This window comes from Actinospica sp., from assembly GCF_035552695.1.
In the GTDB taxonomy this organism is placed as follows: Bacteria; Actinomycetota; Actinomycetes; order Streptomycetales; family Catenulisporaceae; genus Actinospica.
The window spans coordinates 1-24,152 of record NZ_DASZKT010000089.1; the positions used below are offsets into that span (position 1 = coordinate 1).

Annotated in this window: 19 protein-coding genes and 1 pseudogene; 6 read left to right on the forward strand and 14 right to left on the reverse strand. The window is 69.3% G+C overall.

Translation table 11 applies throughout. The features are described from left to right. Window positions 1-141 (forward strand): annotated as a pseudogene (locus VG296_RS32785) (NAD(P)-dependent oxidoreductase); the annotation flags it as partial. 77 nt (window positions 142-218) lie between these two features. Here the strand turns inward: VG296_RS32785 and VG296_RS11220 are convergent. The 7 genes from VG296_RS11220 to VG296_RS11250 all read right to left on the reverse strand — a co-directional run bounded on the left by VG296_RS11220 (window position 219) and on the right by VG296_RS11250 (window position 10,174). Further along, a complete protein-coding gene (locus VG296_RS11220) occupies window positions 219-1,850 on the reverse strand; it encodes a hypothetical protein (RefSeq protein ID WP_325565589.1) in 1,632 nt (543 codons plus the stop codon). A gap of 99 nt (window positions 1,851-1,949) precedes the next feature. Further along, window positions 1,950-3,392 (reverse strand): NAD(P)/FAD-dependent oxidoreductase, encoded by a 1,443-nt coding sequence (locus tag VG296_RS11225; protein WP_325565590.1) that lies wholly within the window; start codon window positions 3,390-3,392, stop codon window positions 1,950-1,952. A gap of 108 nt (window positions 3,393-3,500) precedes the next feature. After that, window positions 3,501-5,393: a 1-deoxy-D-xylulose-5-phosphate synthase gene (dxs, locus tag VG296_RS11230; protein ID WP_349259524.1), complete on the reverse strand. Its 1,893-nt coding sequence runs from the start codon at window positions 5,391-5,393 to the stop codon at window positions 3,501-3,503. Window positions 5,394-5,638: 245 nt separating this feature from the next. Further along, window positions 5,639-6,856 (reverse strand): ROK family protein, encoded by a 1,218-nt coding sequence (locus tag VG296_RS11235; RefSeq protein ID WP_325565592.1) that lies wholly within the window; start codon window positions 6,854-6,856, stop codon window positions 5,639-5,641. Window positions 6,857-6,934: 78 nt separating this feature from the next. After that, window positions 6,935-8,233 carry a sugar ABC transporter permease gene (locus VG296_RS11240; RefSeq protein ID WP_325565593.1) on the reverse strand — a complete coding sequence of 433 codons (1,299 nt, stop codon included), beginning with the start codon at window positions 8,231-8,233 and terminating at the stop codon, window positions 6,935-6,937. Continuing rightward, a complete protein-coding gene (locus VG296_RS11245; protein ID WP_325565594.1) occupies window positions 8,230-9,030 on the reverse strand; it encodes an ATP-binding cassette domain-containing protein in 801 nt (266 codons plus the stop codon). Before VG296_RS11245 ends, VG296_RS11240 begins: the two co-directional genes overlap by 4 nt. Window positions 9,031-9,067: 37 nt before the next feature. Continuing rightward, window positions 9,068-10,174 carry a sugar ABC transporter substrate-binding protein gene (locus VG296_RS11250; protein ID WP_325565595.1) on the reverse strand — a complete coding sequence of 369 codons (1,107 nt, stop codon included), beginning with the start codon at window positions 10,172-10,174 and terminating at the stop codon, window positions 9,068-9,070. Window positions 10,175-10,597: 423 nt separating this feature from the next. On the opposite strand from VG296_RS11250, the gene VG296_RS11255 reads away from it, so the two are divergent. The 4 genes from VG296_RS11255 (at window position 10,598) to VG296_RS11270 (ending at window position 12,740) form a co-directional block, all read left to right on the forward strand. Continuing rightward, a complete protein-coding gene (locus VG296_RS11255; protein WP_325565596.1) occupies window positions 10,598-11,191 on the forward strand; it encodes a hypothetical protein in 594 nt (197 codons plus the stop codon). A gap of 14 nt (window positions 11,192-11,205) precedes the next feature. Then, window positions 11,206-11,466, forward strand: coding sequence for a hypothetical protein (locus tag VG296_RS11260; RefSeq protein WP_325565597.1), 261 nt, complete (start codon window positions 11,206-11,208; stop codon window positions 11,464-11,466). Between the two features lie 101 nt (window positions 11,467-11,567). Further along, window positions 11,568-11,999: a CBS domain-containing protein gene (locus tag VG296_RS11265; RefSeq protein WP_325565598.1), complete on the forward strand. Its 432-nt coding sequence runs from the start codon at window positions 11,568-11,570 to the stop codon at window positions 11,997-11,999. 63 nt (window positions 12,000-12,062) lie between these two features. Then, window positions 12,063-12,740: an HAD-IA family hydrolase gene (locus VG296_RS11270; protein WP_325565599.1), complete on the forward strand. Its 678-nt coding sequence runs from the start codon at window positions 12,063-12,065 to the stop codon at window positions 12,738-12,740. Here VG296_RS11270 and VG296_RS11275 read toward each other — a convergent pair. From VG296_RS11275 to acnA, 7 genes are all read right to left on the reverse strand, one after another. Beyond that, complete coding sequence (locus tag VG296_RS11275; RefSeq protein ID WP_325565600.1) at window positions 12,737-13,978, reverse strand: ROK family protein; 1,242 nt, start codon at window positions 13,976-13,978, stop codon at window positions 12,737-12,739. The genes VG296_RS11270 and VG296_RS11275 overlap by 4 nt on opposite strands. Before the next feature lie 80 nt (window positions 13,979-14,058). Continuing rightward, window positions 14,059-15,363: a sugar ABC transporter permease gene (locus VG296_RS11280; protein ID WP_325565601.1), complete on the reverse strand. Its 1,305-nt coding sequence runs from the start codon at window positions 15,361-15,363 to the stop codon at window positions 14,059-14,061. After that, window positions 15,360-16,181: an ATP-binding cassette domain-containing protein gene (locus tag VG296_RS11285; RefSeq protein WP_349259525.1), complete on the reverse strand. Its 822-nt coding sequence runs from the start codon at window positions 16,179-16,181 to the stop codon at window positions 15,360-15,362. Before VG296_RS11285 ends, VG296_RS11280 begins: the two co-directional genes overlap by 4 nt. A 118-nt stretch (window positions 16,182-16,299) precedes the next feature. Further along, complete coding sequence (locus tag VG296_RS11290; protein WP_325565603.1) at window positions 16,300-17,400, reverse strand: sugar ABC transporter substrate-binding protein; 1,101 nt, start codon at window positions 17,398-17,400, stop codon at window positions 16,300-16,302. A gap of 436 nt (window positions 17,401-17,836) precedes the next feature. Beyond that, on the reverse strand, window positions 17,837-19,045 hold the full coding sequence (locus tag VG296_RS11295) for a DUF1501 domain-containing protein (RefSeq protein WP_325565604.1): 1,209 nt from the start codon (window positions 19,043-19,045) through the stop codon (window positions 17,837-17,839). 30 nt (window positions 19,046-19,075) lie between these two features. Beyond that, window positions 19,076-20,380, reverse strand: a complete 1,305-nt coding sequence (locus VG296_RS11300; protein WP_325565605.1) for a DUF1800 domain-containing protein — start codon at window positions 20,378-20,380, stop codon at window positions 19,076-19,078. Window positions 20,381-20,469: 89 nt separating this feature from the next. Further along, window positions 20,470-23,175, reverse strand: coding sequence for an aconitate hydratase AcnA (gene acnA, locus VG296_RS11305; protein ID WP_325565606.1), 2,706 nt, complete (start codon window positions 23,173-23,175; stop codon window positions 20,470-20,472). Between the two features lie 139 nt (window positions 23,176-23,314). Here acnA and VG296_RS11310 point away from each other — a divergent pair, with 139 nt between their 5' ends. Then, on the forward strand, window positions 23,315-24,115 hold the full coding sequence (locus tag VG296_RS11310; protein WP_325565607.1) for a hypothetical protein: 801 nt from the start codon (window positions 23,315-23,317) through the stop codon (window positions 24,113-24,115). Window positions 24,116-24,152: the final 37 nt, after the last annotated feature.

Here is a 24,152-nt window from a genome sequence, read left to right on the forward strand (position 1 = left end):
GAATACGACGTCCAACGCCGCGTCCCAGCCACCGACAAAGCCAAACACGTCCTCGACTTCGAAGCCACCACCACCCTCGAAACCATGCTCGACGAAGTCATCCCCTGGATCACCGACGCCGTCAACAACGGCACACTGTAAATCGCCAGCTCGCGAAACTAAAGTGCCCGCTCCTCGTACGAGGAGCGGGCGCTGTGCTTTCCAGCCGTTGTCCAGCCTCAGTCGCCCGGTCCGAGGATCGCCGGGCTCCCCTTGGTGAGCAGGTTGTAGTCGTAGACCATGATCGCGAAGCCGTCGACGTTGTACACGGCGGCGGGCTTGCCGAAGGAGCCTTCGGCCTGAGCCACCGTCAGATTGGCGCCCTGCTCCGGCCCGGCGATGACGAAGGTGGCGTCGTTCTTCGTCGCGTCGAACCACTGCGACCGGGCGTTCCAGGTCCGCGGGATGAAGCCGCCCGGTTCCGTGAGGATCGGGCGCACCGCGACCCTGCCGCCGGTGTAGACGGTCACCGGCGAGGCATTCCAGTACTCGGCGAGGCCGTAGGTGAGGTTGTGCTGTTCGAGCCACGCGCCGAGCGGCTTGAGCTGACTGGGCACCGTGCCCTGGAACAGCCCCGTACCGCTCACCAGGAAGACGAGGGCGGCGAGCGCGGCGACGGCGGTGCCGGCGACGCGGTACACGGGCAGACGCAGCGGCCTCAGTGAAGCGAACGTACGCGCGCTGAGCACCGCGGACATCGCGATGACGCCGACGAACTCGTATCCGCCTCCGCCACCGGGCACGCCGACGGTGGAGAACTCGTACGCGGCCAGGTAGATGATGACGGCGGTGGTCAGCAGCCGGTCCGCGTTCTCGACCCGCCTCCAGCGAATCAGCGTGTGCAGCACGCTCAGCACTCCGCACACCAGCGCGAATCCGCCGATGAACGTGATCGACGTACGGAACGCGGTGCCCCCGGGGAAGTTGGTCACGTCCACGCCGAAGAGGGTGAACAGCGATTCCCACGTGCCGGTGAAGTGCCAGTGCCAGGTCGAGATCGGCGCCAGGCCGGTGTTCGCCTTGGCGAGGTAGTACGCGCCCAGGTGAATCATCGCCGTGCGCAGGCCGTAGGACACGCCTACGGAGAGGACCGCGGCGATCGCGAGCCGGGTCTCGGGCGTACGCAGGCGACGCGCGCGCAGGTGCTCGATGGCCCAGACGACGAGCAGCGAGGGCACGAGCACGTACCGGGTGCTCAAGTCGCTTATCTGACCGAGCGTCAGCACGACGAGCATCGCCCACGGCGCCCAGCGGCGGTCGGCGAAGCGGTCGTAGAGGACGTAGGCGACGAGGAAGAAGCAGATCGTGGCGCTGTGGTCCGGCACGATCATCACCGTGACGACGCCCGCGCCGACCCACAGCGCGGTCGTCATGAACATCGCCACCATCGCGACCCGGAGCCAGGACGCGACGCCCTGCGAGCGGCCCTTGGCGAGCCAGCAGGCCGCCAGGAAGGTGAGCGTGTAGAGCACCGCGCCGGCCACGTGCGGAGCGGTGCTGCCGAGCCCGAACACGAGCACGGACAGGGCGTATACCGGCAGGTCGAAGGTGTAGAAGTTGACGTCCGTGGACCACCAGCCGTGCAGCAGCACCTGACCGTGGATCAAGTCCCAGCCCTGCAGGGTCACGTTCGCGGTGTCCGCGTTCCACACCTGCCGCCACGACTGGGCCAGACAGAGGGCGAAGAAAGCCGCCGTGACGAGCACCATCGCGCCCACCGGACGCAGTCGGGCGTGCAGCGGACGCCGTGGTGGCGGACCGTCCTCCTCCCGAGCCACGGGTTCCTCCACCTGCTGCGCCGACTCGGTCATGGTCCTCCTGAACACCATATGGATCGGCGGACGAGCCGCGTCGATCGATCCTATCGGTCCGACGTTCTGCCAAGAAAACCGGACCACGAAGCTCTCAGCTCAACGCAGGGCCGTGACCTTGTCCTCAGCGCGACGACGGGGCGTGACCGGCGCGTCGCGGCCGGTGCCCTTCGGCGTGACCGGCCGGCCCTCGGCCTTGTCCGCGGACTCCTCGTGATATTCCTCTTCGACGTTCACGCTCCACACGTCGTGCTTACTGCCTGTGCGGATGTTTTCGCTGCTCAGCAGCGCGGTGAGCATGGAGTGGTCGGCGTTGTTGTAGCGGTGCACGCCGTTGCGGCCGACCGGGTGGACGTTCGGGGTGTGCTCGCGCAGCCAGGCCTTGAGCACCTCGAGGTTGGCCGCGTAGCCGTCGTCGTAGACCGGGTAGGCCTTCGGCATCCGCACCACGTAGCCGACTTCGACCGAGCCGGGGGTTATCAGCGCGAGTTCTTCCAGTTCGGCGGTTCCGAGCTTGACGAGGTCGTCGTCGTCCATGGTCCACAGCTCGTCGCCCTCGTTGACGAAGAACTCCAGGCCCAGGCAGGTGCGACCCTCCTTGACCAGGTACGGGGACCAGGAACCGAAGTTCTGGATGCGGCCGACCCGCACGCCCGGGGTGTGGATGTAGATCCAGTTGTCCGGGAAACCGTGCTCCTCCGGCACCACGAGCGCGACCGTCAGGGAGTCCCGATAGCGCAGATCCTTCGCGGCCTCGATCGCCTCCGGGGACGCCGGCGGGTCCATCGAGAGCACCAGCGCGGAGAGCGGGGTCGAGGAGATCACGTCGGACGCGGGCACGATCCGCTCGTGCTCGGTGCCGTCCGCGCAGGTCTCCCACATCATGCCCGGGCCGTACTTCGGGTAGTGGAACTCGTCGATCAACGAGGTGATCCTCTTCGAACCCTTGCGCGGGTCGAGCGCGTTCACGATCGCCCCGAACAGCGAAAGGTTCTTGATGCGCTGCGCGGCCCAGTCCGCGGGCGGTTCGCCGGTGTCCATGCCCCAGACCTTCTCCGTGTACGTCTTGAAGAAGATCCGGAACAGCCGCCTGCCGAAGCGCGCGGTGGCCCAGCCGTCGAAGGAGTCCTGGTTCTTCGGCGGACGGATCCTGGGCCACGCGTACGAGCCGATGCACTTCGCCGCCTCGACGTCGCCGAGGCCGCTGAGCGCGTTGCCCGCCTTGAGCGGGTAGTCGAACAGCTTGCCCTGGTAGTGGATCCGCGACATCCGCGGCCGCAGCAGGAAGTCCTCCGCGGGCAGGATCTCGTGCCACAGGTCGTCCACCTGCTTCACCTTGATGAAGAACCGGTGCCCGCCTATGTCGAAGCGCCAGCCGCCGCGCTCCGCCGTCTGCGAGATCCCGCCCACGACGCTCTCCGACTCGAAGACCCGCGCGGAGTACCCGTGCCTGGTCAGGTCGTAGGCGGCCGTCAGGCCCGCGGGCCCGGCGCCGATGATGACCGTGCCGGCGCCGTCCGTCTCAGGGTGCGCGGTTTCCACAGCAGCGCAATCTACGGGATCGGGCCGCCGCACGGCGGCGCCGATCCGAGTCAGGCTGTTGCAGAACTGTTACTGAGGTCGGATCAGCTTAGGCCTGGTCAGCCCGCTTCAGCTCAGTTCGGCCGGTTCGACGGCGAGCGCGTGCACGGCGCGTCCGGCCGCCGCGATGCCCGGTGCGTCCAGGCCGAGCCTGGCCAGGATCGCCGGGCGCTCGTCGTGCGCCTGGAACTCCGTCGGCACGCCCAGCACCTTCGTCGGCCGCAGCACGCCCGCGTCCTGCATGGCCTGGCTGATCGCCGCGCCCACGCCGCCGACCCGGCCGTTGTCCTCGACCGTGACCACGGCCCGGTGCGTGCGTGCCATGTCCACCAGGGCCGGGTTGACCGGCTTGACCCAGCGCGGGTCCACGACGGTCGCCTCGATTCCCTCGGCGGCCAGTTCCTCGGCCGCGGAGAGGGCGGCGCCGGCCAGCGGACCCATGGCGATGATCAGCAGGTCGGCCTCGTGCACCGGCTTCGCGGCACGGCGCAGCACGTCCACGCCGTCCACCCGGTCGACCGCCTCGATCTCCGGGCCGACCGAGCCCTTGGAGTAGCGCACCACGGTCGGTCCGTCGTCGATGTCGGTCGCCTCCCGCACCAGGGCGCGCACCTGGGCGGCGTCGCGCGGCACGGCCACCCGGATGCCGGGGACCACCTGGAGGATGGACAGGTCCCACACGCCGTGGTGGCTGGCCCCGTCCGGGCCGGTGATCCCGGCGCGGTCGAGCACGAAGGTGACGCCCGCCTTGTGCAGCGAGCAGTCCATCAGGACCTGGTCGAAGGCCCGGTTCAGGAAGGTCGCGTAGACCGCCACGACCGGGTGCAGGCCACCGAAGGCCAGGCCGGCCGCGCAGGTCGCGGCGTGCTGCTCGGCGATGCCCACGTCGTAGATGCGGTCCGGGTACTGCTGGGCGAACTTGTGCAGGCCGACCGGGATGAGCATCGCGGCGGTGATGCCGACCACATCGGGCCGGTCGTTGCCGATCTTGAGCATCTCCTCGGCGAACACGTCGGTCCACGAGGTGCCCTTGACCTGGAACGGAAGGCCGGTCTCCGGGTTGGTCTGCGGGTTGACCTGGTGCAGCTGGTGCACCTCGTCGGCGCGGGCCGGCTCGTAGCCCTCGCCCTTGCGGGTGAGCACGTGCACGATCACCGGGCCGCCGAAGGCCTTGGCGCGGCGCAGCGCCGACTCCACCGCGTCCACGTCGTGCCCGTCGATCGGGCCGATGTACTTCAGGCCCAGGTCCTCGAACATCCCCTGCGGGGCGACGATGTCCTTCAGGCCCTTCTTCATCCCGTGCAGCGTCTCGTAGATCGCGCCGCCGACGTACGGGGTGCGGGCCAGGGTGTTCTTGCCCCAGTCAAGGAAGCGCTCGTAGCCCTGCGTGGTGCGCAGCGTGCCGAGGTGGTTCGCGAGGCCGCCGATGGTGGGCGCGTAGGAGCGCTCGTTGTCGTTGACCACGATGACGACCGGCAGGTCGCCGCCCGCGATGTTGTTCAGCGCCTCCCACGCCATGCCGCCGGTCAGCGCGCCGTCGCCGATGACGCCGATGACGCGGCGGTCCGTGAGTCCCCGCAGCCGGAAGGCCTTGGCCACGCCGTCGGCGTAGCTCAGCGCGGTGGAGGCGTGCGAGTTCTCCACGATGTCGTGCTCGGACTCGGCCCGCGAGGGGTAGCCGGAGATGCCGCCGACGCAGCGCAGCTTCTCGAAGTCCTGACGACCGGTCAGCAGCTTGTGCACGTAGGCCTGGTGGCCGACGTCCCAGATCAGGGCGTCGCGCGGGGAGTCGAACACGCGGTGCAGCGCGATGGTGAGCTCGACCACGCCGAGGTTCGGGCCGAGGTGCCCGCCGGTGCGCGAGACGTTCTCGATCAGGAACTCGCGGATCTCCGCGGCCAGCCTGTCCAGCTCGGCGCGGCTGAGCCGGTCGAGGTCGCGCGGCTGCCTTACCGAATCCATCAAGCGTGCCAACGCAGTCTCCTTCACCGTTCCCGTGGCCGGCTCAACCACCGACCCTTACATACCGGGGGTATATCCCGCCCGGGCCGTACGCAAGGGCAGAGGCGCCACGCGATCGGCGAGCGATTCGAGTCTATGCGGCGAGCGGTCATGCCCCCCGGCACAGGGCGTACTCCTCCACATCATCTTCACCGTCGAAGTGCCCGGTAAACGAATGGGGACGTTCCGGGTGATTGAGCGCTAACTCAGACCAGCATGGCGAGCGTGCCGGGCGGGTCGAACAGCAGCGGCCCGAACGCCCGTTCGGCGGCTCCGACCAGCGTGGAGTCGGCGCCGAGGCCGGGCGCGGTGAGCCGGACCTGCTCGCGCGGGGCGGACAGGCCCACCGTGCGCAACGTGCCGTTCAGCTGCTGCTCGACCGCGGGGAACAGGTCGCGCAGCAGGCCGCCGAAGATGACCACCTCGGGATTGAAGATGTTCACCAGGTTGCCGACCCCGATGACCAGCCACTCCCCCACGTGCCGCAGCGCCGCCAGGGCCCGCGGGTCGCCGCCGGCCGCCGCGGCGACCACCGCGGGCACCGTGGAGCGCGGTCCGTCCGGATGCCCGGCCGCGTCCAGGATCGCCTTCTCGCCGATCTCGGTCTCCCAGCAGCCGCGGGCGCCGCAGCGGCACAGCCGGCCGGCCGGGTTGACCACCATGTGACCGAGCTCACCGCCGTAGCCGCCGTGCCCGCGCAGCGGTTCGCCGCCGACGATGATGCCCGCGCCGACGCCGACCTCGCCGGTCAGGTAGACCGCGTCCGAGGAACCCGCCGCCGCGCCGCGCACGTGCTCGGCCAGCGCCCCGAGGTCCGCGTCGTTGCCCACGGCGACCCGGCCGCGCACGCCGTGCCGGCCCAGACCGGCCGCCAGCGCCGCGCCGAGCGGCTCGTCCACCCAGCCGAGGTTGGGCGCGAACCGGACCAGGCCGTCCGACTCGCGCACCACGCCCGCGATCGCCGCGCCGACCCCGACGCACACGGAGCCCGGCTCGGACCGCGCGGACATCTCGGCGGTGAACCGGCACAGGTGCGCGACCACGTCGTCCATCCCGTAGTCGCCGCGCGGCCGGTAGAGCTCGCGACGGTCCAGGATCGAGCCGCCGAGGCCGACCCGCGCCGCGATCAGGTAGTCGACGCCGATGTCGAAGGCGAGCACGTACACCTGCTCGGGCCGCGGCCAGACGACGAGCGAGGGGCGCCCCGCCCCGGCCCCGGCCGTGCGCGCGGGAAGCTCCTCGCGCACCAGCCCGGCCCCGGCGAGGTCGGCGGTCAGCGTGCCGATGGTCGAGCGGTTGAGCTGCATCGCGCTGGTCAGTTCCGCGCGCGAGGTCGGGCCGTGCACGTGGACGTAGCGCAGCAGGGTCGAGACGTTGTGCCTGCGCACCTCGTCCTGCGTCGAACCACCCGGTCCGGCAGCCATGGAAATCCTCGCAATCCCGACCCGATTGACGCCGTTTCTCATGGGCCCGCGTCGACCATCACATTATGTCAGGGGCCGTCAGCGGCGGGCCCGCCGCGAGACGGAGTCCACGGCCGCCGCGAGCAGCAGCACCGCGCCCTCGATGATCAGCTCGTAGGCCGAGGCGTTGTTGCCCTGCAGCAGGTCGGAGATGCCGTTCTGCAGGATCGCGAGCACCACGCCGCCGAGGATCGCGTCCACCACCCGGCCGCGCCCGCCCATCAGCGAGGTGCCGCCGATGACGGCCGCGGCGACGGCGAGCAGCAGGGTGTTCCCGGCGCCGTCACCGGTGCTCACGCCGCCGAGCTGACCGGCCAGGATCAGCCCGGACAGCGCCGCGAGGGCGGAGCAGAGCACGAACACCGAAGTGCGGATCGACATGACCCTGATACCCGCGCGGCGGGCCGCCTCCTCGTTGCCGCCGACCGCGAACACGTGCCGGCCGTAGCGGGTCTTGGTGAGCGTGAAGCCGAGCACCACGAGCAGGCCCAGGATGATCACCGAGGACCACGGCACGCCCTGCTGGTGGATGCCCGCGCGCTGCTGCCAGGCGACGGACTGGTCGATGTTCATCAGGTAGACGAACACGCCGCCGAACACCGCGATCGCCAGCGCGCGCAGGCCGAGCACGGCGAGCGGCACGGCGGCCAGCCCCTTGCGTCGGCGCGCGGCGTTCTGCACCAGCTTGACCAGCATGTACAGCGCGACGCCGGCGACCAGCAGGATCCAGCCGGCGTCCGGGGCGAGGCGGCCGAAGTAGAGGTCGTGCAGGATCTGGTCGCTGACCTGGACGCCGTTGCTCTTCGAGTTGATGACCAGGATCTGCACGCCCTGGAAGGCGATGAACGCGGAGAGCGTGACGACGAAGGACGGGATGGCGAGCTTGGCGCGCAGCCAGCCGAGGAACAGGCCGACCACGCCGCCGAAGGCCGCGGAGCCGAGGATCGCGACGTACCAGGGCATGCCGTGCTTGACCGAGAGCACCGCGCCGAACGCGGCGGCCGTGGAGCCGACGACGCCCGCGGACAGGTCGATCTCGCCGAGCAGCAGCACGAAGACCAGGCCCATGGCCATGATCGTGGTCGGCGCGGACTGCTGCACGATCGCGACGATGTTGCTGCTGGACAGGAAGTTGCCCTGCGCCACACCGAAGATGACCATCAGGATCAGCGCGCCGACGACGGCCGGCACCGAGCCGGTCTCGCCGCCGCGGACGCTGCGCAGATAGGAGCGGAATGTGCCGCCGAGGGTCTGCGGAATCAGGGCCGTGACGTTCGCGGCCGGGTTGGCGGCCTCGTGCTCGGCGACCACGTCGCGCGTATTCGTATCGGTGCTCACGCCGCCGCTCCTTCCGGGATGAGGCCGAGCGAGCCGGAGCGGCCGGCGGTGATCAGCTCGACGATCTGGGTCTGGTTCAGCTCGGATGTCCTGACCTGCGCGGCCATCCTGCCGAGGTAGAGGGCTGCGACGCTGTCCGAGACCTTGAGCACGTCGAGCATGTTGTGCGAGATGAGGATGACGGCCATGCCCTGGTCGGCCAGCCGGCGCACCAGGTCGAGCACCTGCGCGGTCTGCGCCACGCCGAGGGCCGCGGTCGGCTCGTCCAGGATGACGACCTTGGAGTTCCACAGCACGGTCTTGGCGATCGCGACGGTCTGCCGCTGGCCGCCGGAGAGGCTGGAGACCTTCTGCCGCACGGACTTCACGGTGCGCACCGACAGCGCGGCCAGCGCCTGGCCGGCCTGGTGCTCCATGTCCGCCTCGTCCAGCGTGCGGGTCCTGCGGTTGAGCGACTCGCGGCCCAGGAACATGTTCTGCACGATGTCCAGGTTGTCGCAGAGCGCAAGGTCCTGATACACGATCTCGATGCCGAGCGCCGACGCGTCGCGCGGGCCCTTGACCGTGACCGGACCGCCCTCGAACAGGTACTCGCCGCCGTCGACGGAGTAGCTGCCGCCGATGCACTTGACCAGCGTGGACTTGCCCGCGCCGTTGTCGCCGACCAGGGCGGTGACCTCGCCGGCGCGCGCCTCGAAGTCGACGCCCTTGAGGACCTCGACGGGCCCGAAGGACTTGGTGATCCCCCGCAGTTTCAGGACAGGGTTGTCGCTCGTCATCACAGATCCGCCGCTCATTTCCGTTCTCACCTTCCGAAGCTCGTCGGCCGCAGGCTTACGAGAGACCCGCCGCCGAGCAGGCGGAGGCGTAGGCCGAGGTGCACACGTCCGACAGCTTGTCGTCGCCGCCCTTGATCGGCTGGTCGATGTTCGACTTGGTGATCACGACCGGCGTGCCGAGGATCGACTTGACCCGCTGGTTGTTCGTCGGGTCGGTGACAGAGGTGAACGTGCTGGTCACCTTGCCCGCGATGATCTGCGTGGCGAGGTCGACGGACGGGACGGCCTCGCCCTTGGCGGCCTTGTAGATCGAGAAGGACTGCGAGCCGGCGAGGATGTTCTGCAGACCCTCGGCGGAGGCGTCCTGGCCGGAGACGACGACCTTGCCCGCCAGGCCCAGGTTCTTCAGGTCCTGGATGACGGCGTTCGCCATGCCGTCGTTGGCGACCATGACCACGTTGATGTTGTGGTCCTTGTTGTACATCGACATGAAGTCGGTGCCGGCGGTCGGGTTGTCCCAGTTGGCGACCCACTGCTCGCCGGACTCCTTCCAGGAGCCGGACTTGACCAGCGGGCTGATGACCGACATGTAGCCCTGGTTGAACAGCACCGCATTGTGGTCGGTGGTCGAGCCGTCGAGCACCGCGACGTCGGGGCTGGTGATGCCCTTGGCCTTCACCGCGGCGACGAGGGCCTGGCCCTGCAGCGTGCCGACCTCGGTGTTGTCGTAGGACACGTAGTAGTCGGGCGACGCGCCGGTGTCGAGCCGGTCGTAGTCGATGGTCTTCACGCCCGCGGCGTGCGCCTGCTTCTCGATGGCCGCGCCCACGGTCGGGTTCAGCGGGTCGAGGATCAGCACCTCGACGTGCTCGGTGTTGATCATCTTGTCGGCGAGCGACTGCTGGGTGGCGGTCGAGCCCTGCGCGTTCTGGATGTCGCAGTTCAGCGCCTTCGCCTGGCACTCCTGGGTCAGCGCGGGGGCGTCCGCGTTCACGTAGCGAGCGGAGGAGACGGTGTCCGGCAGGATGATCCCGACCTGTACCGCGCCGGAGCTGGACGAGGGGCTCGAAGCGGCGGAGTTCGAGGAGGAAGAGCACCCGGCGACACCCAAAGCGAGGGCTGCGGCGCCGACGGCGGCACTCAGGACGGCCTTACGCATCATTGCGCGTGGTCCTTTCTCAGGCGCCGGCGCCCGTCTTCGGGGCTCGGCGAATCCAAGGAATGTTGTTGGAGGCAACGTATGTCCTTGATCCGCAGAAGCAAAGATGAGCCCCGGCCGGATTTGTTGTGCGCGGTAACGATTCTGCGACGCAGGTAGAGGCCCTGAGATACGGACAGTGATCAACCTCGCGGCCCCACGCGAGTTGATCTAGACCAATCCTTAGCGATCTTCGGGCTCCGATCAGGCCCTTGTACGCGCCGTATTACGTGCCTCACACAACAAATGAGGCGAACTCTCGGACCGGTAAACGGTGTGACGCCGTTGGCCGTCTGTTACCCAAGTGATATCTGATGCGACATCAGACGCAGGCCGCGTCGCCGCGGGCGGGACCGGTCCCATCACCGGCTCGCTACCTTGCGGCGCATGACCTTCCACGAAGCGAATCGGACCGGCGGACCCGGGCTGACCACGGACAACACGCCGCTCGAGGTGCGCGGCGCGGCCGAGGCCCGCGGGCTCGGGAATCTCGTCGACACCCGGCACGGCTCCTCGACGCGGCAGACACTCGTCATCGGCTGGGGCCTCGCCGGGGCCTGCCTGCTGATCGACCTCGCACTCTGGCCGACAGTCAGCAACGAGGATCCGTTCTCGGCCTCGTACGGACTCATGCACGCCGTGTACCGCGCCATGATCGTCGGCATCGTCCTCGGCCTGGGCATCGGCATCCGTGCCCTCGTCACCGGCCGGCAGTCCTACTACCTGTACGCCGAGGGGATCGTGCACGCCCGCCGGTCGAACTGCCGCGCGCTCGCGTGGCCCGACGTCGTCCGGGTCGCCGCCGTCCACGACCGCCGCACGGGCAGCGGCGCCGGCAAGGTGCTCGGCTACCGGGTCGAGGCCGTCGGCGGCGGCAAGATCTCGATCCCGCTGAACCGCGAGGCGCGGCGGGGCGGCCGGGACCCGTTCATCGACCGCCTGCTCGACTCCGCGCGTTCCCACAACCGTCCCATCGCCTAGACAGGAGCCACACCGTGTCGCGACAAACCCCTTACTCCAGCGGCCCCGCGCCCTATCAGACCGTCTCCGACCAGCAGCGCCAGATCTGGCGGACGAAGGGCAAGCGCTCCATCGGCTTCGGCGTCGTCTGGATCGTCGCCGGCCTGGTGATCACGATCATGACCTACCAGGCGGCGGCGAACGGCGGCGTGTACTTCGTCGCCTACGGCCCGGTACTTTTCGGCATCTACCGCCTCGTTCTCGGGTTCAACCTGCTCAGCAAGGCCAACCGCTGAGCGGCCTGGCCGGATCCGGTGCCGTCACGGCTGGCGATCACCCGGTTTGTCCGTCAAGGTGGAAGGTGCACGCTGTCCTTCAACGGCGAGGGAAGCCAGCCATGAGAGTCAAAGACGTCCTCAAGAACAAGGGAGCGGCGGTCGTCACCGTCCGCCCCGACGCCACCTGCCGCGCCCTGCTCGAGCTGCTCGCCGAGCACAACATCGGTGCAGTCGTCGTCTCGAGCGACGGCGTCACCGTCGGCGGCATCGTCTCCGAACGCGACATCGTCCGCCGCCTGAACGACCGCGGCGACGCCGTCCTCGACGGCCCGGTCGCGGACATCGCCAGCTGGCAGGTCTCCACCTGCACCCTCGACGACCCCGTCGACGTGCTCAGCGGGACGATGACCCAGCGCCGCATCCGCCACCTCCCCGTCGTCGACGCCGCCGGCCACCTCGTCGGCATCGTCAGCATCGGCGACATGGTCAAGACCACCATCGACCAGCTCGAGTTCGATCGGCAGAACCTGATCGACTACGTCCAGGGCTGACGAAGACGGGCGGGCGCACACGGCGGCACGTCGCTGACGGCCGCCGTCTGCCACGATGGCCGGATGCCTTCTTCCCTGTCCGCAGTCCTCCTCGACTCCGGCGGCGTGCTGATGCGGCCGGTCGGCGGCCGCTGGAACCCCCGAGCCGACTTCGAACCCGCGGTCCTGCGCCGGAACCCAAAAATCACCACCGACCAGTTCGCCACGGCGATCAATCTCGGCGACCAGTTCATGGCGTCGGCCGAATCAACACCCGACCTGGACCGCTACCACGCGGTGATGCTCGAGAGCCTCGGAGTGGATCCGACCCCCGACCTGCTGGCCGAACTCATCCGCCCGGTCCCGGCCGACGTCGTACTCGAACTCTTCGACGATGTCGCCCCGGCTCTCAAAGCGCTGCGATCGCGCGGCATGCGCATGGCCGTCGTCTCCGACGCCTGGCCGAATCTCCCGCACCTGCACGCGGATCTCGGCATCCACGACTTCTTCGAGGCCTACGCGATCAGCGCGGAGCTGGGCTGCCGCAAGCCCGACCCGAGGATGTACCACCACGCATCGAACGCTCTCGGTCTCGACCCCGGCGAGTGCCTGTTCGTGGACGACGATCCGGACCTCGTCGCCGCCGCGATCCAGCTCGGCTATCAGGGCCGGTGGATGCGCCGCTCCGACGACGAGGCGGATCAGGCCGACGTGGATGTGCCCGCCATCAGTTCGCTCGGCGAGCTGCTCGGACTCTGCTAGTCCACCGCGACTGCCGTCAGTCCGCTGATGACCTCGATCGGGTCGAAGAGCAGCGGGGCGAAGGCGCGCTCGGCGGCGCCGACGAGGGTTGAGTCGGCGCCGAGGCCGGGGGTGACGAGGCGGACCTGCTCGCGGGGGGCGGCGAGGCCGGTGGTCAGCAGGGTGGTGCGCAACTGCTGCTCGACCGCCGGGAAGACGTCGCGGAGCAGGCCGCCGAAGATGACGACTTCGGGGTTGAATATGTTGATGACGTTGCCGACGCCGATGCCGAGCCATTCGCCGACGTGGCGCATGGCGGCCAGGGCGCGGGGGTCGCCCTCGGCGGACGCGGCGACGACTGCCGACACCGTCGAGCGGGGGCCGTCGGGGTGGCCGGCCGCGTCGAGGATCGCCTTCTCGCCGATTTCCGTTTCCCAGCAACCCCGTGCGCCGCAGCGGCACAGCCGGCCGGCCGGGTTGACGACGGTGTGGCCTATCTCGCCGCCGTAGCCGCCGTAGCCGCGCAGCGGTTCGCCGCCGACGATGATGCCCGCGCCGACGCCGACCTCGCCGGTCAGGTAGACCGCGTCCGACGAACCCGCCGCCGCGCCCCGCACGTGCTCGGCCAGCGCGCCGAGATCACCGTCGTTGCCGACGGCTATGCGTGCCTTGATTCCGTATTCGCCGAGCATGTCGGCCAGTGCGGTGCCGAGCGGCTCGTCCACCCAGCCGAGATTGGGGGCGTACCTGACCTGGCCGTCGTCCTCGCGGACGAGTGCCGCGATGGCCACGCCGACGCCGACGCAGACCGATCCGGGCTCCGCGCGGCCGAGCATCTCGGCGGTGAATCTGCCCAGGTGGGACGTGACGTCCTCCAGGGCGTAGTCGCCGCGCAGCCGGTGCAGTTCCCTGCGGTCGAGGATCGAGCCGCCGAGGCCCACCCGGGCCGCGATCAGGTAGTCCACGCCGATGTCGTAGGCGAAGACATAGACCTTCTCCGGCCTCGGGCAGACCACCAGCGAGGGCCTGCCCGCGCCGGTCCCGGCCGCTCTGGCGCGGGCCGGGACCTCCTCGCGGACCAGGCCGGCCTGGGTGAGGTCCGCCGTGAGCGCGCCGATCGTCGACCGGTTGAGTTGCATCACGCTGGTGAGCTCGGTGCGCGAGGTGGGGCCGTGCACATGGACGTAGCGCAAGAGCGTGGAGACGTTGTGCCTGCGAACCTCGTCCTGCGTCGACCCCGCCGTGCCGGCAGCAGTCATCGTGCTTGTCCGTTCCTTCTCGGTCGGCGCCCGTCCGCGGCGGCTCGGCTGCTCCTCGCTCCTGCGCTGCGCGCTCCCGCCTACTGCCTGGAGCCCGCCCTCCGGGACACCGCGTCGAAGCCGGCCGCGACCAGCAGCACGATGCCGGTGATGATCAGCTGCCACCCCGGGCCGTTCGAACCCGAGATCAGGTCGCTCATCCCGTAGGAGATGACCTCGACGACCGCGCCGCCGATGACCGCGTCGATCACCCGGCCGCGACCGCCGAACAGGCTCGTACCGCCGATGACGGCCGCGCCGACGGCGAGCAGCAGGGTGTTGCCGCCGCCCTGCGCCGAGTTCACACCCGCCTGCGCCGACATCTGCACCAGACCGGCGAGAGCGGCCAGGAAGGAGCAGATGACGAACACGGAGACGCGCACCACGTCCACCCGGATACCGGCGCGTCGTGCCGCCTCGTCGTTGCCGCCGACGGCGTAGACGTGCCGGCCGTAGCGGGTGCGGCCGAGCAGGAAGGTCAAGGCGAACAGCAGGATCAGCAGGAACGGCACGATCCACGGCACGCCCTCCGAGGTCTGACCCGCGGTGAGGAACGTGTGCGTGACGATGCGGTTGATGCCCATGTAGTACACGAACAGCGCGCCGCCCGCGGCCAGCGCGGCCACCTTGACCAGCGCGACCTCGTTCGGCTCGGTGGCCAGACCGGAGGAGCGCCGCTTGGTCAGCGTGCGGAACTTCACGGCCGCGTAGCCGAGCACGAGGACCGCCAGCAGCACCCAGCCGCCCCAGAGCGGCATGTAGTCGGAGATGCTCGCGCTCTCCAGGGCCAGCAGCGTGTGGTCGGTGACCAGGATCGAGCCGCCGCCGCCGATCAGGATGACGGTCACGCCCTGGAACGAGAGGAACGCCGCCAGGGTGATGACGAAGGAGGGGATGCCCACCTTCGCGCGCAGCCAGCCGATGAAGGCGCCGATGATCGCGCCGACCAGTCCGGCCGCCAGGGCGGCCACGATCCAGCTCACGTTGTGCCGCACCAGCAGCACGGCGGCCAGCACCGCGGTGGCGCCCGAGGCGGTGCCCGCGGACAGGTCGATCTCGCCCAGCAGCAGCACGAAGACCAGGCCCATCGCCATGATTATCGTCGGCGCGCCGTCGATGACCATGTTCTCCACGTTGTACGCGGAGAGGAATCCGCTCTGCAGGAAGGAGAACAGGATCACCAGCACGACCAGGCCGAGCAGGCCGGGAATCGCGCCCATCTCGCCGCCGCGCAGCCGCTGCACGTAGTCGAGGGCGTATTCGCGCGGACCGAGCGAGCGCACCAGGAAGGGCTGTTCTTCGCCCTGGCGCAGCGGCTGGCTCAGCGCGTCGTTTCCGATGGTCATGCTCGCGCTCCGTTCCCCTCGACGGCCGCCGTGGCCGAGGAGGTGAGGCCGAGATCGCCGGAGCGGCCGGCCGTGATCAGTTCGACGATCTGAGTGTGCGTCACCTGGGAGCGGCGCACCTGGGCCGCCATCTGTCCCAGGTAGAGCGCCGCGATGCTGTCCGAGACCTGCAGCACGTCGTTCATGTTGTGCGAGATGAGCACGACGGCGAGGCCCTGGTCGGCGAGCCGGCGCACCAGGTCGAGCACCTGCGCGGTCTGCGCCACGCCGAGGGCGGCGGTCGGCTCGTCGAGGATGACCAGCTTCGAGTTCCACAGCACGGACTTGGCGATGGCCACGGTCTGCCGCTGGCCGCCGGAGAGGCTGGAGACCTTCTGCCGCACCGACTTCACGGTGCGCACCGACAGCGAGGCGAGGGTCTGGCCGGCAAGCAGCTCCATCCTCGCTTCGTCGAGGGTGCGCGCGGCGCCGGTGACCTCCTCGCGGCCGAGGAACATGTTCTGGACGATGTCGAGGTTCTCGCACAGGGCGAGGTCCTGGTACACGATCTCGATGCCGAGGGCGGAGGCGGCGCGCGGGCTGTGCACGTGCACCGGCTTGCCGTCGTACAGGTATTCGCCCTCGTCGATGGTGTAGGTGCCACCGATGCACTTGACCAGCGTGGACTTACCGGCTCCGTTGTCGCCGACCAGCGCGGTCACTTCTCCGGATCTGGCCTCGAAGTTGACGCCCTTGAGGACGCTCACCGGGCCGAAGCTCTTCTGAATGCCGCGCAGCCGCAGAATCGGCTCGCTCGCACCGCGGGGACCGGCGTCCACGCTCACTTTTTACTCCTTGGGGTCCGTGGCTGTTCCCGTCCCCGGCGGACCCAGGCGGGAGCCTGCCGGGGACGGGAAGATCCGGTGTTTACCGGGGGTCAGCTGGCGTACCAGCTGATCAGCTGACGCCGAACTTGGCGCAGTTCGCCTTGGCGGTCGCGTTCGTGTTGCAGACCGACGCGGCGGTCTCGTAGCCGTCCTTCACCGGGAGGGCGACGTTCGCCTGGGTGATGACGGTCGGCTTGGCCAGGAAGGACGGGACCTTCGCACCGTTCGACGGGTCGGTGATGGTGGCCGGGGCGGTCGGCTTCTGGCCGGCCAGGATCTCCGAGGCCAGCTTCACCGCGACGTCGGCCTCACCGGCGACGGGCTTGTAGATGCTGAAGCACTGGGTGCCGGCCATGATGTTGTCCAGACCGCCCGGGGAGGCGTCCTGTCCGGAGACCGCGACCTTGCCCGCGAGGCCCTGCTGCTGCAGAACGTTGATGACCGACTGGGCCATCGTGTCGTTGGCGACCATCACGGCGTTGACCTTGCTGCCGTTCTTGCCGAGCTGGTTCTGGAAGACGGTCTGCGCGGTGGCGGCGTCCCAGTTTCCGTTGCCGTCGTCGAGCTTGGTCCAACCGGGCTGCTTGCTCAGCACCGAGTTGTAGCCCTGCGCGAACAGCGTCGCGTTGTTGTCCGTGGCCGCGCCGTCGATCTCGGTGTAGCCGATGCCGGTCTTGCCGGCGACCTGCGAGCACTGGGTCAGGGCGGTGCCCTGGTCCACGCCGACCTGGACGTTGTCGAAGGACACGTAGTACGACGCGCCGCCGCCCTGGGTCAGCCGGTCGTAGTCGATCGGCACGACGCCCTTGGACTTGTCCAGCTTCTCGATCGAGGCGCCGGAGGCCGAGTCCAGGTCAACCAGCATGATCACGCCGGCGCCCCAGCTGATCAGCTGCTGGTTCTGCTGCTCCTGCGTGGAGGCGGAGCCGTTGGCGTTGTAGACCTTGCAGTCGAGCTTGTACTGCGCGCACTGGGCTTCCAGTTCCTTCGGGTCCGCGGAGACCCAGCGCGGCGAGGAAGCGGTGTCCGGGAGCAGAATGCCGACCTTGTTGTTCGACGACGCTGCTGAGTTGCCGGACGTGGTGCTGCTCTTGGAGCTCGAACAGCCGGCCAACGCGGTGGCGGCCGCGGTGACGACAACCGCAGCGGCGAGGATTTGCTTGCGCATCATTGCGCTGTTCCCTTCTCGGATACCGGCGCGATCGACGCGACGGTGCGGAGTGGAGCCGGGAGGCGGGGATGTGGTGCGGTCGCCCCGTGGCGGGACGTGGAATGTTGTGACCCGCAACGTATTGCGTGCGCAAGACTTTGTGAAGGGGGCGTTCGACGGGGTCGGAGCCCGTGGATAACGGCTCGGAAACGATGATCAAGAATCGATGATCCACTTCTACGATTAGTCGAATGGCAACGTTGTCATGTTTCGGACAGGGGGGATGCGCGGGCGGAGGCCGCCACAGCGCGGTGACCGGCCGTAACACGGAATTCATGTAGGGTCGCGCAACAATTTAGGTCGCCTAAGGACAAGATCGACGATCTTGATATGAAGATCAGAACCCGCACAATGTCGTGACCAAACTGTTAAACAGCGAGTGTACTCGAATGGCCCATCACCGCAGGGGCAACAGGGGGAACGAGCCGCCGAGCGCCCGGCCCGGGTCGGCCCGCAGCACGTCCGCCAGGACGGTCGCGTAGACCGAGCGGAAGTCGGTGCTGAACTTCAGATCGCCCTGGTCAAGGTCGGTGAGCGAGGGCTGCTCGCCGACGAAGCCGCCGGCCACCGAGTCCCCGAGGACGAAGACCGGTCCCGCGGTGCCGTGGTCGGTCCCCTCGTTCGCATTGGCCGCGACGCGCCGCCCGAACTCGGTGTACGCGACGAGCACGACGTCCCCCGCGCGTTTTCCCGCCGAGATTCGTTGCTGGAAGCCGGAGACCGCGGAGCTCAGCTCGCCGAGGAGGGTGCTCTGGGTGCCCTTCTCGGCCGAGTGCGTGTCGAATCCGCCCAGGCTGACGGCATATACCTGGGTGGGCACCGAGGATTCGATGCACGAGGCAACAATGTCGAGTTGCTGGGCGAGCGCGCCGCCCTTGTCCGAGCCCTTCTGCGCGGGCAGGACGGGTTCGAAGGCCGCTGCGACGGTGAACAGATCGCCGGTGTCCCTGGCCGAGTACGCGGCGTACGGGCAGTCCTGGCTCGAAGGATCGCCGAGCGCGCGCAGCGCCGTGCCCGATTCGCCCTTCGGTAGCCGGAATTGTCCGAGTGGCAGGGAGGATCCCGCCGTCTCAGTGCCCGCGAGCAGCGGCGGCAGCGTACCACCGAGGGATACGGCTCGCAGTGCCCGTAGGTCGTCGTCCGGCTGGGCGTCGAGCCAGCGGCCGAGCCAGCCGGAGTTCTGCGGATCGGACGGCGAGGCGGTCTGCCAGATGTCCATCGAGACGAAGTGGCTGTGGTTCGGGCTCGGATACCCGACGCCGCGCACGATGGCCAGCTTCCGGTCCTGCCAGAGCTGGTGCATGCCCTGCATCGCGGGGTTGAGCCCGAGACCGTCGCCGAGATCGAGCACCTCGGATTCGGAGTAGGCCAGGCCGGGCCGCCCGCTCTGATACACCGGATCCGCGGCCGGGATCACGGTGTTCAGGCCGTCGTTGCCGCCGTAGAGCGTCAGCAGCACGAGGATGCCCTGTCCCGGCTGCAGCGGCGCGGACTGCGCGGCGTGGTGCAGGTCGGACCAGGTCAGTGCCCCGGCCCCGGCGGCCAGCGCGCCGGCGCCGACGACGCCGGAGGCGAGCAGGAACTTGCGGCGGGTCACGGTGTCCACATGAGCTCCCTCGGTTGACCTTGGCTGGCGTTAGTCGACCTGGTATTCGGGGCTGAGCAGGGCGAGCCCGACCAGGCTCGGCGGGCTGCCGACGACGTCGGACAGGGCGGCCGTGGTCCGCGCGGAGAAGGCGTCCACGCCGAGCAGGTAGCCGACGGCGTCGATCCGCGAGCCCGTCGACGCGTCGGCGACCGTCGACAGGTCCCCGGCGGTCGCGGCCCAGCGGGCGAAGGCGATGCGGGACTGCAGGGCGGCCGTGGTGAGCCACAGCTGTCCCGACGGCCAGCCGCCGACGTTCGGCGGATAGAACGGGAGCTGGCCGAGGCCGGTGAGCACCGCCCGCAGGGTCGTCGTGTCCTTGGCCGTCGGCGAGATCTTCAGGGCCCTGAGTGCGCCGACGACGTACTCGACGGGCTGCTTGACCAGGGCGTAGCGCGCGGTCGAGCCGGTGAACGACGCGTCGGTGAACAGCGCTCGGGCCAGGGCGCCGAGATCGGTCTGCGCGCGGTTCACACTATTCGCACCGTTCGATCCGCTCGCACCGTTCGCCCCGTAGGCGGCGAGCAGATTCCGCTGGGTCGACGCGGGAATCGCCGCGGCCGAGCCGAGCCGGAACCAGTGCCGTGCCACAACGAATTCGGGACTGGCGGGCTGCGCGAGCAGCAGATCGGTGAAGGAGTCGACATCGAAGGACCCGGTCTTGCCGAGGATCGTCTCCGGCCCCGGGGCGTGGTTCTTCGTGGAGAACGTCGCGGCGCCGGTGGTCCGGTCGAGGCGCCAGCCGGTCAGCGCGAGCGCGGCCTGACGCACGTCCGTCTCGGCGTAGTGGCCTACGCCGAGGCTGAAGAGCTCCATCGACTCGCGCGCCAGGTTCTCGTTCGGCGCCTTGGCCGTGCTGCCCTCGGCGTCGAGCCAGAGCATCATCGCCGGGTCGGTCAGCATCGTGCGGAAAAGGGTGCGGAAGTCGCCGCCGCCGAGCGTGCGCATCGTCTGGTTCTGCTTGAGCATCAGCGGCGCATAGCGCACCTTCTGGAGCGAGGTGGCGAAGTGGCCGTGCCAGAAGTACGTGCGCTTCTCCGGCCACGGGTTGTGCGCGGCGGTCATCCGCGCGAGCCACCAGGCGACGAGGTCGGCGTCGGCGGACTTGTCGATGGCGGCAGGCAGGCTCGGCGCGGGGGTAGCGGCCACGCCGGGGTCGTCACTCGACGCGAACAGGCCGTCCACGGTGCTCGCGTACCCCGCCGCGTACGCCGCGTCGATCTCCGGCCCGCTGGCGCCGAATCCGGTGCGCCGCAACAGGTGCGCTATCAGTGAGCGGTCAGCGTTGCTCGTCACGTACTCAGTGATACGCGCGGGGGGATAAGGAGGCGCTAAGCGAATGGGCCGCGGTGCGATCGCACCGCGGCCCGTCGACTGTCTACGAACTACGCGTCCCGCAGCAGGTTGCGCAGCACGTACTGCATGATCCCGCCGTTGCGGTAGTAGTCGGCCTCTCCGGGCGTGTCGATGCGCACGACCGCGTCGAACTCGATGTCGCCCGCCTTGACCTTCACGGTCTTCGGCGTGGAGCCCTCGTTGAGCGCCGTGACGCCGGTGATGGTGAACTCCTCCTCGCCGGTCAGGCCGAGCGAGGCGGCGCTCTTGCCCGCCGGGAACTGCAGCGGCAGCACGCCCATGCCGATCAGGTTGCTGCGGTGGATCCGCTCGTAGGACTCGGCGATGACGGCCTTGACGCCGAGCAGCGCGGTGCCCTTGGCCGCCCAGTCGCGGGACGAGCCGGAGCCGTACTCCTTGCCGGCCAGCACGACCAGCGGCACGCCCGCCTCGGCGTAGGCCGCGGAGGCGTCGTAGATCGTGGACTGCTCGCCGGTCAGCAGGTTCTTGGTGAACCCGCCCTCGACGCCGTCCAGCAGCTGGTTGCGCAGCCGGATGTTGGCGAAGGTGCCGCGGATCATCACCTCGTGGTTGCCACGACGGGAACCGTAGGAGTTGAAGTCGCGGCGCTCCACGCCGTGCTCGGCCAGGTACCTGCCCGCGGGCGAGTCGGCCTTGATGGACCCGGCCGGCGAGATGTGGTCCGTGGTCACGGAGTCGCCGAGCTTGGCGAGCACGCGGGCGCCGGCGACGTCGACGACCGGGGTCGGGGTGGCCGGCATGTTCTCGAAGTACGGGGGCTTACGCACGTACGTCGAGTCGGCGTCCCACTCGAAGACGTTGCCGGTCGGCGTGGGCAGCGACTGCCAACGCTCGTCGCCGCCGAACACGTCCGCGTAGCCCTTCGCGAACATCTCCGCGGAGATCGAGGAGTTGATGACCTCCTGGATCTCGGCCGGGGCGGGCCAGATGTCCTTGAGGTACACGTCGTCGCCGTCGGCGTCCTGGCCCAGCGCGTCGTTCTCGAAGTCGAAGTTCATCGTGCCCGCGATGGCGTACGCGATGACCAGCGGCGGCGAGGCGAGGTAGTTCATCTTCACGTCCGGGTTGATCCGGCCCTCGAAGTTGCGGTTGCCGGACAGCACCGCGACGGCGGCCAGGTCGGCGGCGTTGACCGCGGCAGAGACGTGCTCGGGCAGCGGGCCGGAGTTGCCGATGCAGGTGGTGCAGCCGTAGCCGACCAGGTTGAAGCCGAGCTTGTTGAGGTACGGGGTCAGGCCCGAGCGGTCGTAGTAGTCGGTGACGACCTGCGAACCGGGCGCCAGCGTGGTCTTGACCCACGGCTTGGCCGTCAGGCCCTTCTCCACCGCGTTCTTGGCCAGCAGCGCGGCGCCGAGCATGACGGACGGGTTCGAGGTGTTGGTGCACGAGGTGATCGACGCGATGACCACCGCGCCGTGGTCGATCTCGAACTCGGTGCCGTCGGGCGCGGTCACCCTGGTGGGCTTGGCGAAGCCGTTCGAGACGGCCGGGGCGTCGGAGGCCGGGAAGGACTCGATGCCGGACTCGTCCGAGGCGGACACGTAGTCGCGCAGGGCGCTGCGGAAACGCGACTTGCTCTCCGACAGCACGACCCGGTCCTGCGGGCGCTTCGGACCGGCGATCGAGGGGACGACCGTGCCGAGGTCGAGCTCGACGTACTCGGAGTACTTCGGCTCGTGCGACGGGTCGTGCCACAGGCCCTGCTGCCTCGCGTAGGCCTCGACCAGCGCGAGCTGCTGCTCGGTACGGCCGGTCAGCTTGAGGTAGTTCACCGTCTCCTGGTCGATCGGGAAGATCGCGCAGGTGGAGCCGAACTCCGGCGACATGTTGCCGATGGTGGCGCGGTTGGCCAGCGGAACGGAGGTGACGCCCTCGCCGTAGAACTCGACGAACTTGCCGACCACGCCGTGCTTGCGCAGCATCTCGGTGATGGTGAGCACCAGGTCGGTGGCGGTGGCCCCGGCGGGCAGCTCGCCGGTCAGCTTGAAGCCGACCACCCGCGGGATCAGCATGCTGACGGGCTGGCCGAGCAGCGCCGCCTCGGCCTCGATGCCGCCGACGCCCCAGCCGAGCACGCCGAGGCCGTTGACCATGGTGGTGTGCGAGTCGGTGCCGACCACGGTGTCCGGGTAGGCCTGGCCGCCGCGGGACATCACGACGCGGGCCAGGTGCTCGATGTTCACCTGGTGCACGATGCCGGTGCCGGGCGGGACGACCTTGAACTCGTCGAAGGCGGTCTGGCCCCAGCGCAGAAAGCGGTAGCGCTCCCGGTTGCGCTGGTACTCGATGTCCACGTTCTTGGTGAAGGCGTCCGGGGTGCCGAAGACGTCCGCGATGACGGAGTGGTCGATGACCAGCTCGGCCGGGGCGAGCGGGTTGACCTTCGCCGCGTCGCCGCCGAGGGCGACCACCGCCTCGCGCATGGTGGCCAGGTCCACCACACAGGGCACGCCGGTGAAGTCCTGCATGATCACCCGGGCCGGGGTGAACTGGATCTCGGTGTCCGGCTCGGCCTGCGGGTCCCAGCCGGCCAGCGCCCGGATGTGCCCCTCGGTGATGTTCGCCCCGTCCTCGGTGCGCAGCAGGTTCTCCAGCAGCACCTTCAGCGAGTAGGGCAGGTGCTCGGCACCGGGCACGGCGTCGAGCCGGAAGATCTCGTAGGTCTCTTCGCCGACGCGCAGGTCGGCGCGCGCTCCGAGGCTGTTGGTGGACACCGCGGGTCTCCTCTGGTGTGGCGTTACGTGGTGTGGCGTTACGACTTATCTCGACATCAAGATACCCCATCCGCCGGGCGATTCCGAACCCGGGCGCGAGGCGAAACTCACGTGGCCGAAACAAGGCCGCTCGATCATCATGGAAGACGGTGTCCGTCCGGGCATCACCGAAGAGCAGCGAATCGAGCAGGAGGCCGCGGCCGTGACCTTCACCGAGACCCTGGCCCGTGATTTTCCGGGCGCCGTGCCGGCGAACCAGTTCGTCATCGGCACGCAGAACACACTCGTCGACTTCGGCGTGATCCGCGGCAGCGCGCTGCCGCTCATCGCGACCTGCCGGGACGAGCTCGCCTTCGGCCTGACCGCCGAGCTGCAGCGGGCCTGGGGCGGGGCGTTCAACATGGCCGGCCTGGCCGGACTTTTCACATTGGGCCGTACGGGTGTCATCGCGGCGCGTGGGCACGCTCCGCTGATCGAGGGACGCCGCACCTTCGTGCTCATCGGCCTCACCCACATCGGCGTCGGCGCGTCAGGCGCGATCGGTGAGTGCGAACGGCCCGGGGTGCCCGGCGTGACGTACGCCTGCGGTGCCCTGCTGGCCGTCGCCGACGCGCTGCGCAGCGACAACGTGCACATCTCCGACTACCCGTATCTGGACCCTGAGGACCCGGAGCAGTCCCGGCTGCGCGACCGGATCGCGCCGCGGGTCTCGGATCAGGAGAAGGCGGACCTGCTCGAGATCACCGGCATCGCCCGCGAACTGATCGACGAGGGCACCGCCGACGTCGTGAACGTGCTGCGCGACGACAAGTACCCGGCCGACATCGCCCTGTTCACCGGCATCCACATCCACGGCCCCCGCGGCGCCGACTACGTCCAGCCGAGCCTCGCCGTCTTCGACCGCCAAGACGGCGAGACGACGGAGCTCACGTTCGGTTGACGGTGCGGCCTGGATGCGGATGAGGCCGGTGGGACGC